The 14,362-nt window shown below is 70.8% G+C and carries 14 protein-coding genes; 5 read left to right on the top strand and 9 right to left on the bottom strand.

What is annotated here, in order from left to right; all coding sequences use genetic code 11:
- Window positions 1-4: 4 nt before the first annotated feature.
- From QTI20_RS28175 to QTI20_RS28155, 5 genes are all read right to left on the bottom strand, one after another.
- Window positions 5-1,024, bottom strand: a complete 1,020-nt coding sequence (locus QTI20_RS28175) for an AraC family transcriptional regulator (protein ID WP_286554956.1) — start codon at window positions 1,022-1,024, stop codon at window positions 5-7.
- 73 nt (window positions 1,025-1,097) lie between these two features.
- A complete protein-coding gene (glcF, locus tag QTI20_RS28170; protein WP_286554958.1) occupies window positions 1,098-2,324 on the bottom strand; it encodes a glycolate oxidase subunit GlcF in 1,227 nt (408 codons plus the stop codon).
- A 21-nt stretch (window positions 2,325-2,345) separates the two neighbouring features.
- A complete protein-coding gene (locus QTI20_RS28165) occupies window positions 2,346-3,167 on the bottom strand; it encodes a YoaK family protein (RefSeq protein ID WP_286554959.1) in 822 nt (273 codons plus the stop codon).
- Between the two features lie 10 nt (window positions 3,168-3,177).
- Complete coding sequence (glcE, locus tag QTI20_RS28160; RefSeq protein ID WP_286554961.1) at window positions 3,178-4,287, bottom strand: glycolate oxidase subunit GlcE; 1,110 nt, start codon at window positions 4,285-4,287, stop codon at window positions 3,178-3,180.
- Window positions 4,288-4,328: 41 nt separating this feature from the next.
- Entirely contained in the window at window positions 4,329-5,249 is a 921-nt protein-coding gene (locus tag QTI20_RS28155) for an SMP-30/gluconolactonase/LRE family protein (protein WP_286554963.1), read from the bottom strand.
- Window positions 5,250-5,386: 137 nt separating this feature from the next.
- Here QTI20_RS28155 and pcaD point away from each other — a divergent pair, with 137 nt between their 5' ends.
- The 4 genes from pcaD (at window position 5,387) to QTI20_RS28135 (ending at window position 8,450) form a co-directional block, all read left to right on the top strand.
- Window positions 5,387-6,163, top strand: a complete 777-nt coding sequence (pcaD, locus tag QTI20_RS28150; protein ID WP_286554966.1) for a 3-oxoadipate enol-lactonase — start codon at window positions 5,387-5,389, stop codon at window positions 6,161-6,163.
- Window positions 6,164-6,195: 32 nt separating this feature from the next.
- A complete protein-coding gene (locus QTI20_RS28145) occupies window positions 6,196-6,588 on the top strand; it encodes a hypothetical protein (protein WP_286554968.1) in 393 nt (130 codons plus the stop codon).
- 40 nt (window positions 6,589-6,628) lie between these two features.
- Window positions 6,629-7,603: a Bug family tripartite tricarboxylate transporter substrate binding protein gene (locus tag QTI20_RS28140; protein WP_286554969.1), complete on the top strand. Its 975-nt coding sequence runs from the start codon at window positions 6,629-6,631 to the stop codon at window positions 7,601-7,603.
- Window positions 7,604-7,670: 67 nt separating this feature from the next.
- Complete coding sequence (locus QTI20_RS28135; RefSeq protein ID WP_286554971.1) at window positions 7,671-8,450, top strand: IclR family transcriptional regulator domain-containing protein; 780 nt, start codon at window positions 7,671-7,673, stop codon at window positions 8,448-8,450.
- A gap of 218 nt (window positions 8,451-8,668) precedes the next feature.
- Here QTI20_RS28135 and QTI20_RS28130 read toward each other — a convergent pair whose 3' ends face one another.
- From QTI20_RS28130 to QTI20_RS28120, 3 genes are all read right to left on the bottom strand, one after another.
- The gene (locus QTI20_RS28130) at window positions 8,669-10,084 is read right to left on the bottom strand and encodes an ammonium transporter (protein WP_286554973.1); all 1,416 of its coding nucleotides are present in this window, start codon (window positions 10,082-10,084) and stop codon (window positions 8,669-8,671) included.
- Window positions 10,085-10,118: 34 nt separating this feature from the next.
- Window positions 10,119-10,457: a P-II family nitrogen regulator gene (gene glnK, locus QTI20_RS28125; RefSeq protein WP_183029109.1), complete on the bottom strand. Its 339-nt coding sequence runs from the start codon at window positions 10,455-10,457 to the stop codon at window positions 10,119-10,121.
- A 62-nt stretch (window positions 10,458-10,519) separates the two neighbouring features.
- Window positions 10,520-11,251 carry a TorF family putative porin gene (locus QTI20_RS28120; RefSeq protein WP_183029152.1) on the bottom strand — a complete coding sequence of 244 codons (732 nt, stop codon included), beginning with the start codon at window positions 11,249-11,251 and terminating at the stop codon, window positions 10,520-10,522.
- Between the two features lie 217 nt (window positions 11,252-11,468).
- Between QTI20_RS28120 and QTI20_RS28115 the strand changes: the two genes are divergently transcribed.
- Window positions 11,469-12,995 (top strand): YifB family Mg chelatase-like AAA ATPase, encoded by a 1,527-nt coding sequence (locus tag QTI20_RS28115; protein ID WP_286554976.1) that lies wholly within the window; start codon window positions 11,469-11,471, stop codon window positions 12,993-12,995.
- Window positions 12,996-13,008: 13 nt separating this feature from the next.
- Here QTI20_RS28115 and QTI20_RS28110 read toward each other — a convergent pair whose 3' ends face one another.
- A complete protein-coding gene (locus QTI20_RS28110; protein WP_286554978.1) occupies window positions 13,009-14,193 on the bottom strand; it encodes a fumarylacetoacetate hydrolase family protein in 1,185 nt (394 codons plus the stop codon).
- Between the last annotated feature and the right edge of the window lie 169 nt (window positions 14,194-14,362).

Below are 14,362 nucleotides of genomic sequence, written 5' to 3'. Positions count from 1 at the left end.
CGATTCAATTCGACGGCGAGGCTTCGTGAATTAGGTCGGATTTCCGTGCCAGCGCGCCGGGCGTGATGCCCTTCTGCTGACGGAACACACGGCCGAAATTCACCGGGTCGGCAAAACCGCATTGCCAGGCGATATCCGCCACCGTCGTCGAGGGCGCGCGCGTGCGCAGCATGCGGTCGGCCGCCGCCAGCCGCTCCTGCCGCAAGGTGCCGAGAAAGGTGCTGCCGCGCCCGGCCGAGGCGAACACCTTGTGCACGTAGCGCACCGACACGTTGAATTGCGCGGCCAGGGCCGAGGCGTCGAACGCGGTGTCGGCGTAGCGCTCGCCGATGCACGCGAGCATCCGGCGGTGGAGCACCTGGTCGCGCGGCGAGACGGGCTCGCGGCCGTCCTTCAGCAGCCCCTCCTGCGCCATCGCGAAGGACAGCAGCGAGAGCACATGGTCCGCCACCAGGGTCTGCTGCCGAGGATCGGCCACGGTGGCCAGGTGGTCGATCTGCAGCGCGCGCAGGTAGCCCGCCAGCATCGCGGCCCAGCCCCGCCGGGTGTCGAAGCGGTGGCCGGCGATCTGCTCGGCCGGGCCCAGCCAGCGGGTCACGAGCGGCGCCGACAGGCCGATCAGCAGCGCGTCGGTGGCCTGCCCGGAACACAGGCGCAGCGCCTGGCGCGAATCGTTCACCACCAGGTCGCCGGTCCGGAACGTGGTCGTCCGGTGGCCCTGCTCGATCAGCGAACCGCCTTCGCCGCCCAGCTTGAGCACCAGCTGCAGCGAGTACTCGGCCGCGTCCTTGAACAGGCTGTGCTGCGAGCGGTAGAGGTCGACGCCGCTGCCCTGCGCGCGCATGACGCAGATCGGGCCGGCATCCAGGATGTTCAGGCTCTGCCTGAACGCCGAGCGCTGCGGGCTGTCGTAGCGGGCCAGGCCGATCTTGCGGCCGAGTTCGTCGGCCCAGAAGCCGAAGCGGTCGCCGGGCGCCAGATCGTCGGTGCTGTGGTATTCAATTCGCGGCGCCGCCAGGGACATCGATCCATTTTCTGGCGAGCCTTAATGAATTGTCAATTACGACTTTCCATTCAATGGAAAGAGCGTTTCGTTCTCAATTGGACAAAGCGCTGTCCAGCAATTCGACCCAATGTCGCACCGGCGCCGCGCTCCCGCTTTGCAAATGCGTGATGCAGCCGATGTTGGCCGACGCAATGACCGTGGGCTGCAATTGCTGCAGATGCCCGAGTTTTCGGTCGCGCAATGGGTAGGCCAATTCGGGCTGCAACACCGAATAGGTGCCGGCCGAACCGCAGCACAGGTTGGCCTCGACCTTCGCGACCTGCACGTCGAAGCCCAGCGCGCGCAGGTGGAGCTCGACGCCGCCGCGCAGCTTCTGGCCGTGCTGCAGCGTGCAGGGCGGGTGGTAGGCGACCACGCCCTGCGGCGCCTTGACGCGCGACCGGAGCACCGGCACCAGCTCGGGCAGCAATTCGCTCAGGTCGCGCGTGAGCGCGCTGATGCGCGCGGCCTTGTGCGCATACGCGGGGTCGTCGCGCAGCAGATGGCCGTACTCGCGCACCGTGACGCCGCAGCCCGAGGCGTTCATCACGATCGCCTCGACCGCGCCGCCGTCGACCTGGGGCCACCAGGCGTCGATGTTGGCGCGCATCTGCGCCTTGCCGCCCTCCTGGTCGTTGAGGTGGAACTTCACCGCGCCGCAGCAGCCGGCCTCGGGCGCGACCAGCGTCTGGATGCCGGCGGCGTCGAGCACGCGCGCGGTCGCGCTGTTGATGTTGGGCATCATCGACGGCTGCACGCAGCCCGCGAGCATCAGCACCTGGCGCGCATGGGTGCGCGTGGGCCAGGTGCCGGCGTCCTGCCTGGCGGGCACCTTGGCCTTCAACGCCGCCGGCAGCAGGCCGCGCACCGACTGGCCCAGCTTCATCGCCGGGCCGAACAGCGGCGAGGGCAGCGCCTCCTTCAGCAGCCAGCGCGTGGCCGACTCCAGCGCCGGACGCGGCACCTTCTCGTCGACGATCCTGCGGCCGATGTCGACCAGGTGGCCGTACTGCACGCCGCTCGGGCAGGTGGTCTCGCAGTTGCGGCAGGTCAGGCAGCGGTCGAGGTGCAGCTGGGTGCTGCGCGTGGGTTCCTTGCCCTCGAGCACCTGCTTGATCAGGTAGATGCGCCCGCGCGGCCCGTCGAGCTCGTCGCCGAGCAGCTGGTAGGTCGGGCAGGTCGCGGTGCAGAAGCCGCAGTGCACGCATTTGCGCAGGATGGCCTCGGCCTCGCGGCCGTCGGCGCTGTCCTTGAATTCGGGGGCGAGTTCTGTTTGCATGGTGGGGCTTGTCTTGTTCTTCTAGGGATTGTCGGGCGGCGGGGTCGAAGGCGGCGCACCGCGCCGGAACCGGCGCGTGAGCGAGGCCAGCAGCGCCTGCAGGTAGGCCGAGCGCCGCAGGTCGCGCCGGAACGGCGGCAGCGACAGCGCGAGCAGCAGCGAGGCCAGCGGCACGACCCAGACGAAGCCCACGTACTTGAAGCCCGCCGCGCCGACCACGCCGCCCGCGATGAACATCGCCAGCAGGCCGCCATAGAAGCGCAGCGCCGCGCGATTGGCGCGCACCCGCTGCGCCGGCGGCGTGCCGGGCTGGTTGCGGTAGACCAGCCGGCCGAGCTCGAGGCCCAGGTCGGTGACATGGCCGGTCATGTGCGTGGTGCGCATCCTGCCGTGCGACATGCTCGAGCTCAGGCCGTTCTGCAGGCCCATGATGTAGGCCAGCAGCAGCACCGTGAGCGGCACCGCGAAGGGCGTGGGCCAGCTCAGCGTGACCGCGCCCAGCAGGCCGAAGACCAGCAGCAGCGCGGCCTCGAGCATCAGCGGCATGGCGAAGGCGCTGCGCAGATGGTGCTGATGGGCCCAGTGCACGATCACCGCGGTCGAGGCGGCACCGACCACGAAGGCCAGCAGCGCACCCAGCGCCCCCAGCAGCAGCGAGACGCTGCCCAGCACCAGCCCGTCGGCCAGCTGCGAGGCGAAGCCCGACATGTGCGAGGTGTACATGTGCACCACCAGCAGCCCGCCCGCATTCACCGCGCCCGCATTGAAGGCCAGCAGCAGGCCGAAGATCCGGTCGACCGAGGCCGTGCGATGCCGGCCGGTGAGGTGGAGCAGGCGGCGCATGGCGCTGGCGTCAGGGCGCCGTCGCGTCGCGGCGGTACAGGCGGCCGCGGTCGAACACGCCGGCCGGGTCGAACTCCTGCTGCAGGGCCGCATGGATGCGCATCAGCGGCGCCGACGGGCGCTCGAAGCGCGGCAGTGGCGATGCCGCCTCGCCGGCCGCGCGGAACAGCGTCGCATGGCCGCCGACCGCGGCGGCCGCGGCGCGCAACCGCGGGCCCTCGGCCGGTGCCGCGCGGTACCAGCGCTGGCCGCCGTGCCACTCGACCAGGGGCGGCGCATCGCCGCCGAGGTCCAGCACCGGCGCGGTCTGCGGCACCGACAGGCGCCACAGCTCGTGCCCGCCGGCCGCCTCGGTGAACCACGGCAGGCGCTGGTCGCGGCACAGGTCCCAGTCGGCCGCGGCATCGGGCTGGCGCTCGCCGCCCAACTGCGCGCAGGCCGCATCGACCGCCGCCACCGCCCCGCGCAGCCGCAGGTAGAGCACGCCCCGGCCCTGGTCCTCGACCCAACAGCTGGCGTTGAGCGGCAGGGGCCGGCCGCCCCAGCCGTTGAGCAGATCGAGCGCCTCGGCCTGGCCGCATTCGAAGCGCAGCGTGGCTTCGGCCGGCGCCACCGGCAGCACCTTGAGGCTGACCTCGGCGATCAGCCCGAGCACGCCCAGCGAGCCGGCCAGCACGCGCGAGACGTCGTAGCCGGCCACGTTCTTCATCACCTGGCCGCCGAAGCTCAGCACCTCGCCGCGGCCGTCGACCAGCGTGACGCCCAGCACATAGTCGCGCACCGCGCCCACGCTGGCGCGCGCCGGCCCCGAGAGCCCCGCGGCCACCATGCCGCCGACGGTGCCGCCGGCCCCGAAATGCGGTGGCTCGAAGGGCAGGCACTGGCCTTGTTCGGCCAGCAGCGCTTCGAGCTCGGACAGCAGGGTGCCGGCGCGCACCGTGACCACCAGCTCGCTGGGCTCGTAGCTGCGGATGCCGGCCAGCGCCCGGGTGTCGAGCACCTCACCCTGCGCCGCTTCGCCGTAGAAGTCCTTGGTGCCGCCGCCGCGGATGCGCAAGGGCGTGGCATGGGCATGGGCGGCGCGGATGCGCTCGGCGATCGTTTGAAGCTCGGAGTCCATGCGGTCGATGGTACCGCCGGGGCTCGGCGCGCTGGAGCGGGTCAGTCCTCGAAGAAGTGCACCGGCAGGCCCGGCGCCGCGACCCGCGTGGCGAACACGCTGCCCGAGGCCGGCAGGCGCGCGCGCTCGGCCTCGCTGCGGCCCTTGGCCGCGCTGGTGACGAACAGCGTGCGCAGGTCGTCGCCGCCGAAGCAGGGCATGGTCGGGCATTGCGCGGGCAGCGCCAGCGCCTCGATCCTTCGGCCCGCGGGATCGAAGTGCACGAGCTGCGCACCCTCGAACATCGCGACCCAGTAGTGGCCCGCCGCGTCGACGGTCGCGCCGTCGGGCCGGCCGTCGTAGGGCTGCGGCGATTCGGGCGTCCAGCCCGCGGGCTTGGCGTCGAAGCGCGCGAACTCGCGCGGGTTCGACAGCACGTTGGCCTCCATCGCCCAGTCCCAGGCCTTGACCGCATGCGAAGGCGTGTCGGCCCAGTAGAGCGTGCGCGCATCGGGCGAGAAGCCCAGGCCGTTGGCCGTGGTGGCCTGGCCCGCCATCCGCGTGAGCACCGGCGTGCGGCCGCCGCGCGCGTCGAGGCAGTAGAGCGCGGCGCTGGGCCCGTCCTTGGCCTCGTTCACCGTGCCGGCCCAGAAGCGGCCCAGCGGGTCGCACTTGCCGTCGTTGAAGCGCAGCGTGCGGGTGTCGTAGTCGGCGCGCGCCAGCAGCGCCAGTTCGCCGCCCCAGGCCTTCGCGCGGTAGATGCCGTCGCGCAGCGCCAGCACCAGGCCACCGCTGCGCGCGGGTGCGATGCAGCCCGGCTCGCTGGGCAAGCGCCAGCGCTCGACCGTCGCCGAAGCGCCCTCGCCGCGCGTGCGCAGCACCTCGCGCGCCACGATGTCGATCCAGTACAGCGCGCGTTCCTGCGGATGCCAGAACGGGGATTCGCCGAGCTGGCACAGAGAGTCTTCGATTGCATTCCACATGCGATGCATTCTGCCGCGCGTCCCGGACCCCGGTTTGACAAAAGCGCCAAGCCGATTCGATAATTCGCTATGCGCACGTTTGTGCGTTGTGCGCACAGAATGAATCGCACTGCTTTTTTGTTTCGCCAAGGACGCCCATGCCCGCCATCGACCACGCCCGCCTTCCCTACCGCCTCGACGGGCGCGCGGATGCGCCGGTGCTGGTGCTGGGCAACGCGCTGGGCACCGACGGTCGGCTCTGGGATGTGCAGGTCGAGGCCTGGCGGCGCGACTTCCGCGTGCTGCGCTTCGAGCTGCCCGGCCACGGCGGCACCGCGGCCTGGCCCGCGCCCTTCGACATGGGTGCGCTCGCCGAGGCGCTGCTGGCGCTGCTCGACGACCTGGCCATCGCGCGCTGCCACTACTGCGGCCTGTCGATGGGCGGCGCCATCGGGCTCGCGCTGGCCGCGCGTGCGCCCGAGCGCGTGCAGGGCCTGGTGCTGAGCAACACCGCCGCGCAGTTCGGCGCCGCCGACTTCTGGCGCCAGCGCCTGGCGCGCGCCCGCGACGAGGGCGTGATGGCGCTGTTCGAGGCCAGCAGCGCGCGCTGGCTCACACCGGCCCGGGCCGAAGCCGAGCCCTACACGGTGGCGCTGCTGCGCGACATGTTCTCGCAGGTGAAGGCCGAGGGCTACCTGCAGTGCGGCCAGGCGGTGATGGACTTCGACTTCCGCCCGCGCCTCGCATCGCTCGCGGTGCCGGCGCTGGTGATCGCCGGCACGCACGACCTCGCGACCCCGCCGCAGCAGGGCCGCGCGCTGCACGACGGCCTGCGCGCCTCGCGCTACCTCGAACTGCCGGTCGCGCACCTGGGCAACCTGGGTGCGCCGGCGGCCTTCGCGGACGCGGTCGCGCGTTTCGCGAGCTCGACCTGATCCCTTTTTCTTCCTTGCCTTCCAGGACCTGCATGCCCGATCAACGACACGACACCCAGACCGCCTGCTTCGCGGTGCTCGACCGCTTCATGGACGCGCTCAATGCGCACGACGCCGCCGCGATGGACGCGACCATGCACTTCCCGCACGTGCGCTTCGCGGGCGGGCAGCTGCGCACCTACGAAGCGGCAGGCAGCAACCCGATGGACCTGTTCCAGAAGCTCCAGGCCGAGGACGACTGGCGCCACAGCAGCTGGCGCACGCGCGAGCTCGTGCAGTTCAGCGAGACCAAGGCGCACGTCGCGCTGAGCTACACGCGCTTTCGCAGCGACGGCTCGGTGATCGGCATCTACGAATCGCTCTACGTGCTCACGCGCGTCGACGGCGCCTGGGGCATCCAGATGCGCTCGAGCTTCGGGCCCTGAGCGGGCCATCCACCTTCCTCCTTCAGCGAGTCTTTTTTTCATGAACACACGCTTCTTCCTCCGCGCCGTCGCCGGTGCCGCCCTGCTCGCCTCGGTGGCGGGCCTGGCCTCTGCCCAGGCCGCGTTCCCCGATGCGCCCGTGCGCCTGGTGATCCCCTTCCCGCCGGGCTCGGCCTCCGACACCATCGCGCGCACGCTGGCGAGCGCGGCCGCGCGCAGCCTGGGCCAGCCGGTGATCGTCGACAACAAGGCCGGCGGCGACGGCATCATCTCGGCCTCGGAAGTGGCACGCGCGCGGCCCGACGGGCTGACGCTGCTCTACGGCACCAACAGCGCGCTGTCGGCCTCGCCCGCGCTGAAGAAGAAGCTGCCCTACGACCCGGTGGCCAGCTTCGCGCCGGTGAGCTCGCTCGGGCGCTACACCTTCTTCCTCTACGTCAACGCGGGGCTGCCGGCCAAATCGGTGGCGGAACTGATCGACGTGGCGAAGAAGCGCCCGGGCCAGCTCAACTTCGCGACCGGCAACACCACGGCGCTGGTGTCCTCGCTGCAGTTCAATTCGATCAGCGGCATCCGCATGGAACACGTGGCCTACAAGGGCGAGCCGGCCGCGATCCTCGACGTGCTGAGCAACCAGGTGCAGGTGATGTTCGGCAATCCGGCGCTGGGCATTCCGCACCTGGCAACCGGCAAGCTGCGCGTGCTGGCCACCACCTCGCGCGCGCGCAGCCCGCTGCTGCCGGACGTGCCCACGCTCACCGAGGCCGGCGTGCAGGGCTTCAACATCACCTCGTGGGCCGGGCTCTTCGCGCCCGCGAACACGCCGGCCGACCGCGTCGCCAAGCTGCGCGCGGCCTTCCACGACGCGATGAAGGACCCGGTCGTGATGGGCACGCTGGAGAAGCAGGGCTTCGAGCTGGTGCCCAGCGACGGCGCCGGCCTGACCCAGCTGGTGAAGGAGCAGCTGGTGCGCTACGGCGACACCATCCGCGCGGCGGGCATCCAGCCCGAGTGACGGGGCGCGGCGATCGCGTCGGGCTGGGCTAGACTTTGCGCCCTCTCAGCCCGCCGATTGCACGCCCTTGGAACCGCGCCCCGTCGAATCCAGCACCTACGTCGACGCCTTCGCGCGCGGCCTCTCCGTGATCGGCGCCTTCGATGCCGAGCACCCCGAACTCACGCTGTCGGAAGTCGCGGCCATCGCGGGCGTCAGCCGCGCCGCCGCGCGCCGCCTGCTGCTCACGCTGTGCCACCTGGGCTATGCGCTCAACAACGGCCGCAGCTTCAGGCTCACGCCCAAGGTGATGCGGCTGGGCTATGCCTACCTGTCGGGCCTGCCGATCACCGACATCGTCGAGCCCTACGTGGTCGACCTGGCCGAGAAGACCGGCGAGTCGTGCTCGGTCTGCGTGCTCGACGGCCACGAGGTGGTCTATGTGGCGCGCGCCTCGACGCGGCGCGTGATGTCGCTCAACCTCTCGGTCGGCACGCGGCTGCCGGCCTGGGCCACGGCCACCGGCCGCATCCTGCTGGGCGGCCTCGACGAGGCCGACCGCGCCGAACGCCTGCGCCAGAGCGACCTGCGGCCGCTCACGCCGCGCTCCGAGACCGACATCGGCCGGCTCGAGGCGCTGATCCAGCGCGCGCACAAGGACGGCCACTGCTGGGTCAACCAGGAACTCGAAAGCGGCCTCACGGCCGTGGCCATGCCCCTGCGCGACCGCAGCGGCCAGATCGTGGCCGCGATCAACGTGGCGGGCCATGCGGAGCGCAACTCCAAGCAGCGCATGCTCAAGGAACAGCTGCCGCTGCTGACCGAGGCCGCGGCCCAGATCAACGCCGCCCTGCGCGCCACGCGCTGAGCCCCTGCCGCACCGCGGCACGCGCCCTCCCCGGACAAAAAAAAGCCCGCGACGCCGAAGCGCTGCGGGCTGAACATCCGAGGAGACTCTCGCGTAGAAAACTCGTCGGTCTATCCCTTCCAGGAACACCGCGGAACCGGCTCTGCCGGGCCGCCGGTGTTGCCCCCTTGAGGGGGAAGGGCCAGGCGACACGCAGTGCGCCTGGACCCTCGGGGGTGTTACCTGTTATATGCGGTCTCGCCATGCGAGGAGATGTCGAGGCCTTCGCGCTCTTCTTCTTCCGTCACACGCAGGCCGACGACCAGGTCGGCGATCTTGAAGGCGATGAAGGCCACCACGCCGGACCACACGATGGTGAACACGACGCTCTTGACCTGCACCCAGACCTGGGCGCCCATCGAGAAGGTGTCGGGGGTCAGGCCACCCGTGCCGCCCAGGCTCTGCGAAGCGAACACGCCGGTCAGGATGGCACCCAGGATGCCGCCCACGCCGTGCACGCCGAACACGTCGAACGCGTCGTCGGCGCCCAGCATGCGCTTGAGGCCGCTCACACCCCACAGGCAGACCAGGCCGGCCAGCAGGCCCAGCACGATCGAACCCATCGGGCCGACGAAGCCGGCAGCCGGCGTTACGGCGACCAGGCCGGCGACGGCACCCGAAGCGGCGCCCAGCATCGAGGCCTTGCCCTTGTGCATGCTCTCGCCCAGGATCCACGACAGCGTCGCGGCGGCGGTGGCCAGCACCGTGTTGATGAAAGCCAGGCCGGCCGCACCGTTGGCCGCACCGGCCGAGCCGGCGTTGAAGCCGAACCAGCCCACCCACAGCAGCGAGGCACCGACCATGGTCAGCGTCAGCGAGTGCGGCGTGAAGGCTTCCTTGCCGTAGCCCAGGCGCTTGCCCACCATGTAGGCACCGACCAGGCCGGCGATACCGGCGTTGATGTGCACCACGGTGCCGCCGGCGAAGTCGAGCGCGCCGTCCTTGCCCAGCAGGCCGCCGCCCCAGACGATGTGCGCCATCGGCAGGTAGCTGAAGGTGAACCAGATCACGGCGAACAGCAGCACGGCCGAGAACTTGGCGCGTTCGGCGAAGGCGCCCACGATCAGCGCCACGGTGATGGCGGCGAAGGTGCCCTGGAAGGCGATGAACACGTGTTCGGGAATGGTCGTCAGCGCGCCGAAGGTCTCGGTGGTGACGCCCTTCAGGAAGATCTTGTCCAGACCGCCGATGAAGTTGCCGTCGCCCGAGAACGCCAGGCTGTAGCCGTAGATGGCCCACAGGATGCTGATCAGCGAGAAGATGACGAAGACCTGCATCAGCACCGACAGCATGTTCTTCGAGCGGCCCAGGCCGCCGTAGAACAGCGCGAGGCCAGGGATGGTCATCAGGATGACCAGCAGCGTCGAGGTCAGCATCCAGGCGGTGTCGCCGGAGTCGACCTTGGGAACCGGGGCCGCGGCGGGTGCAGCGGCAGCGGGGGCCGCGGCGGCGACCGGGGCGGGCGCGGCGGCCGGTGCGGCGGCTGCGGGCGCCGACGCGGCGGGTTCAGCCGTGGCCGGTGTCTGGGCGAAGCCGGAGACACCGGCGGTGAGCACGCTCAAGCCGAGCGCCAACGAGACAAGCAGTTTTTTCATGTCGATTGTTCTTTCGTGCCGTGATGCGCTGGAATCAGAGGGCCTCGCGGCCGGTTTCGCCGGTGCGGATGCGCACGACCTGCTCCAGGTTGTAGACAAAGATCTTTCCGTCGCCGATCTTGCCGGTGCGCGCCGCGCCCTCCACGGCCTCGATCACGCGATCGACCAGTTCGTCGGCCACGGCCGCTTCGATCTTGACCTTGGGCAGGAAGTCGACGACGTACTCGGCGCCGCGGTAGAGCTCGGTGTGACCCTTCTGGCGGCCGAAGCCCTTGACTTCCGTCACGGTGATGCCCTGCACACCGATCGTCGAGAGGGCTTCGCGCACCTCGTCGAGCTTGAATGGTTTGATGATGGCTGTGACCAACTTCATGGAATTTCTCCTGGAGATGAAAGGGGGCGGCGCGGCAGCATGGGCCGCGCCTTGTTCTTTGTTCAGAGCGTCTTGCTGAGCGTGACGATGGCGCGTGCCTTGTTCACGTCGCCGAAGAAGGCCTTCTTGTTGGCGCCCTGCACGCCGCCGTAGAGCGCCACGCCGCTGCCGAAGTCGTACGACACGCCCACGGCGTAGTCGACGTAGTTGGGCACGCCCAGGTCCTTGATGTCGCTGGCGAAGCGGGTGTAGCCGACGTTGGCCTTGAGCGTCAGCGAGGGCGCCACTTCCTGGGCGAAGCCGAGGTTCAGGTAGCCGGTGTTCTGGCCCTTGAGGCCCGAACCCGAGTTCTCGCCGGCCCAGCCGAAGTAGTCCTTGGAGATGGTGTGCGAGTACTTGAGCGTCAGCGGGCCGTAGCTTCCGGCGACATAGAGCTCGGTGGTGTTGCCGTTCTTGTTGCCCGGGTAGATGTAGGTCAGCGCGCCCAGGTCCCAGCCGATGCCGCCGGCCGAGAACTTGTAGCCGCCGTAGAGGTCGCTCTCGATGCTGTTGCCCGGCAGCCAGTCGACGCTGGAGTTCCAGTTGCCCACGTACCAGCCGGTCTCGCCGAAGGCGTAGTCGAAGCCGCCCTGGATCGCCGGCTTGACGGCCTTGCTCTTGCTCGAATCCTGGTCCTGGCCGCGGAACTTGTAGTTGCTGGTCAGGGCGACGTTGGCCGAGAGCTGGGCGCTCGCGAACATCGGCAGGGCGGCAAGGGCAGCCACGGCCAGGGCCTGGGCGGTTTTACGGTGCATCATCGAACGGCTCCTCGGGGAATTGGAAGGTAGGGGGGAACCTTCTCAAAGCAGGGAGCGTGCCAAATGCGCCAGACCGCCTGTCACCGGGCTGGCCATCGGGGGAGAAGACGGTTGCGCCGCGTTACCGGCGTGTTTCAAATCCAGGCTGCGCACCAATGTGAGCTGTGCCCCCACGAGGCCGCCACTGCGCACCATGTTGGGGAAAGGGAGCGGAATGAGTCTGTCTTTGGTGCAAAGCCGTGCCTTGCTGGGGCTCGAAGCGGCCAGCGTCACCGTCGAGGTGCATCTGGCCAACGGCCTGCCCAGCTTCACGCTGGTGGGGCTGGCCGAGGTCGAGGTCAAGGAGGCGCGCGAACGCGTGCGCTCGGCGATCCAGAACGCGGGCCTGGAATTCCCGCACAACAAGCGCATCACCGTCAACCTGGCGCCGGCCGACCTGCCCAAGGATTCGGGCCGCTTCGACCTGCCGATCGCGCTCGGCATCCTGGCGGCCAGCGGCCAGATCGATGCCACCCGGCTGGCCGGCCACGAGTTCGCGGGTGAGCTCTCACTCTCGGGCCACCTGCGGCCGGTGCGGGGCGCGCTGGCCATGGCGCTGGCGCTGCACACGCGCGGTGTGGCGACCCGGCTGGTGCTGCCCGCCGACAGTGCGCAGGAGGCCGCGCTGGTGCCCGGCGCCGAGATCTATGGCGCGCAGCACCTGCTCGACGTGGTCGGCCAGTTCCTGGCGCAGGCCGAGGGCACGGCCGCGCCCGCCGCCGAGGGCTGGGCGCGCGTCCATGCGCAGCCCGGCGCGCCCACCGCGCCCGGGCCCGACCTGGCCGACGTCAAGGGCCATGCGGGCATCAAGCGCGCGCTCGAAATCGCGGCGGCCGGCCAGCACGGCCTGCTGATGGTGGGCCCGCCGGGCTCGGGCAAGTCGATGCTGGCCCAGCGCTTCGCCGGCCTGCTGCCGCCGATGACGGTCGAGGAGGCGCTGGAGAGCGCGGCCATCGCCAGCCTCGGCGGCCGCTTCGCCATCGAACGCTGGATGTGCCGTCCGACCGCGAGCCCGCACCACACGGCCAGCGCGGTGGCGCTGGTGGGCGGCGGTTCGCCGCCGCGACCGGGCGAGATCTCGATGGCGCACCAGGGCGTGCTCTTCCTCGACGAGTTCCCCGAATTCGCGCGCGCGGCGCTCGAGGCGCTGCGCGAGCCGCTCGAGACCGGCACCATCACCATCGCGCGGGCCGCGCGGCGCGCCGAATTCCCGGCCCGCTTCCAGCTGATCGCCGCGATGAACCCCTGCCCCTGCGGCTTCCTGGGCTCGGCCCTCAAGGCCTGCCGCTGCACGCCCGAGCAGGTGGCGCGCTACCAGGGCAAGCTCAGCGGGCCCCTGCTCGACCGCATCGACCTGCACGTCGAAGTGCCGGCGATCCCGCCGCAGCAGTTGCTCGATGCGGCCCCGGGCGAGTCGAGCGCCGCCATCCGCGCACGCGTCGCGGTGGCGCGCGAGCGTGCGATGGCGCGCCAGGGCACGCCCAACCAGGCGCTGCAGGGCACGGCGATCGACCGCCACGCCTCGCTGGCGGCCGAGGGGCTGCAGCTGCTGCACGCGGCCGCGAGCCGGCTGGGCTGGTCGGCGCGCAGCACGCACCGCGCGCTCAAGGTGGCGCGCACCATCGCCGACCTGGCGGGCGCCGAGGCGGTGCAGCCGGCGCACGTGGCCGAGGCCGTGCAGTACCGGCGCGCGCTGCGCTGAACAGCGCGCGCTCCTAGAGCAGCCCGCGCTTGGCCAAGTTGCGCATCAACGCCGTGATGCCGAAGGTCCAGCGCGGCGCCTGGTCGGCGTGCACCACGCGGTTGACCAGCGCGCCGAGCTCGGGCGCCGAGATCGTGACCTGGTCGCCCACCACGTGGGTGAAGCCCTGGCCCGGGCCGTGGCGGTCCTGCGTGGGCGCGAACATGGTGCCCAGGAACAGCATCAGGCCGTCGGGGTAGTCGTGGTGCTCGCCGATGGCCTGGCCGACCAGGTCGAGCGGGTCGCGGCTGATCTTCGACAACGAGCTCGAACCTTCGAGCGTGAAGCCCTCCGGGCCCCTGACCTGCAGCGCCACCGTGATGCGGCGCACGTCCTCGATGCCGAAGCCGGCATCGAACAAGCGGATGAAGGGGCCGATCGCACAGGAAGCGTTGTTGTCCTTGGCCTTGCCCAGCAGCAGCGCGCTGCGGCCTTCGAAGTCGCGCAGGTTGACGTCGTTGCCCAGCGCCGCGCCCAGGGTCTGGCCGCGGCTGTTGACGGCCAGCACCACCTCGGGCTCGGGGTTGTTCCAGACCGAGCCCGCATGGATGCCCACGTCGGCGCCGGTGCCCACGGCCGCCAGCACCGGGGCCTTGGTGAAGATCTCGGCGTCGGGGCCGATGCCCACTTCGAGGTACTGCGACCACGCGCCTTGCGCGATCAGCACCTCCTTCACCCGCGCGGCCTCGGGCGAGCCCGGCACGATGCCCGCGAGGTTGTCGCCGAGCACGCTGCCCAGCGCCTGGCGCGTGGCCTCGGCGCGCGAGGCGTCGCCGCGGGCCTGCTCCTCGATCACGCGTTCGAGCAGGCTCTCGACGAAGGTCACGCCGCTGGCCTTGACCGCCTGCAGGTCGCAGGGCGCGAGCAGCCAGGGCTGCGTGGCATCGCGGGCGCTCTCTTCGCTGTTGGCGATCACCGCGTCGAGCGCGGCGATGCGCGGCGCGATGCCGTCTTCCAGCGCCGCGCGCACCGCGACCGCCGGGGCATCGCCTTCGAGCAGCTGGCTCAGGGTGGGCGCCACGCGCGAGAGGTCGTGCAGATGGTCGCCATGCACCGCGACCAGCACCGGCCCGACTTCGGGCAGCCAGATCCGGCCGACCAGCGTGGCGGTCGCGGCGTCGCGCGGAAGGGCGGAGGAAATGTCGAGGGCGAGGGGCATGGTGTGTCTCTGGAATCTTGGAATGGAAGAACGCGACGCGCGCGGACGAAGGCCCGGGCGACGCAGCCCGCAACGATAACGCCTGCTGTTGGACCTGCGAAGCGAGGGGCTTTGGCGAGCCGGTTTGCGCTGCATCATCTCCCGGCTTCGCGCCATGCGCACAATCAAC

It is taken from the genome of Variovorax sp. J2P1-31 (genome assembly GCF_030317215.1).
In the GTDB taxonomy this organism is placed as follows: domain Bacteria; phylum Pseudomonadota; class Gammaproteobacteria; order Burkholderiales; family Burkholderiaceae_C; genus Variovorax.
Note: the sequence above shows the minus strand (reverse complement) of the source record. Positions and strands in the feature narration are given on the sequence as shown.

Excerpts from the sequence above, each read along its gene's own strand:
- QTI20_RS28175 (WP_286554956.1), bottom strand. The coding sequence starts at position 1,024 with ATGTCCCTGGCGGCGCCGCGAATTGAATACCACAGCACCGACGATCTG.
- glcF (WP_286554958.1), bottom strand. The coding sequence starts at position 2,324 with ATGCAAACAGAACTCGCCCCCGAATTCAAGGACAGCGCCGACGGCCGC.
- QTI20_RS28165 (WP_286554959.1), bottom strand. The coding sequence starts at position 3,167 with ATGCGCCGCCTGCTCCACCTCACCGGCCGGCATCGCACGGCCTCGGTC.
- glcE (WP_286554961.1), bottom strand. The coding sequence starts at position 4,287 with ATGGACTCCGAGCTTCAAACGATCGCCGAGCGCATCCGCGCCGCCCAT.
- QTI20_RS28155 (WP_286554963.1), bottom strand. The coding sequence starts at position 5,249 with ATGTGGAATGCAATCGAAGACTCTCTGTGCCAGCTCGGCGAATCCCCG.
- pcaD (WP_286554966.1), top strand. The coding sequence starts at position 5,387 with ATGCCCGCCATCGACCACGCCCGCCTTCCCTACCGCCTCGACGGGCGC.
- QTI20_RS28145 (WP_286554968.1), top strand. The coding sequence starts at position 6,196 with ATGCCCGATCAACGACACGACACCCAGACCGCCTGCTTCGCGGTGCTC.
- QTI20_RS28140 (WP_286554969.1), top strand. The coding sequence starts at position 6,629 with ATGAACACACGCTTCTTCCTCCGCGCCGTCGCCGGTGCCGCCCTGCTC.
- QTI20_RS28130 (WP_286554973.1), bottom strand. The coding sequence starts at position 10,084 with ATGAAAAAACTGCTTGTCTCGTTGGCGCTCGGCTTGAGCGTGCTCACC.
- glnK (WP_183029109.1), bottom strand. The coding sequence starts at position 10,457 with ATGAAGTTGGTCACAGCCATCATCAAACCATTCAAGCTCGACGAGGTG.
- QTI20_RS28120 (WP_183029152.1), bottom strand. The coding sequence starts at position 11,251 with ATGCACCGTAAAACCGCCCAGGCCCTGGCCGTGGCTGCCCTTGCCGCC.
- QTI20_RS28115 (WP_286554976.1), top strand. The coding sequence starts at position 11,469 with ATGAGTCTGTCTTTGGTGCAAAGCCGTGCCTTGCTGGGGCTCGAAGCG.
- QTI20_RS28110 (WP_286554978.1), bottom strand. The coding sequence starts at position 14,193 with ATGCCCCTCGCCCTCGACATTTCCTCCGCCCTTCCGCGCGACGCCGCG.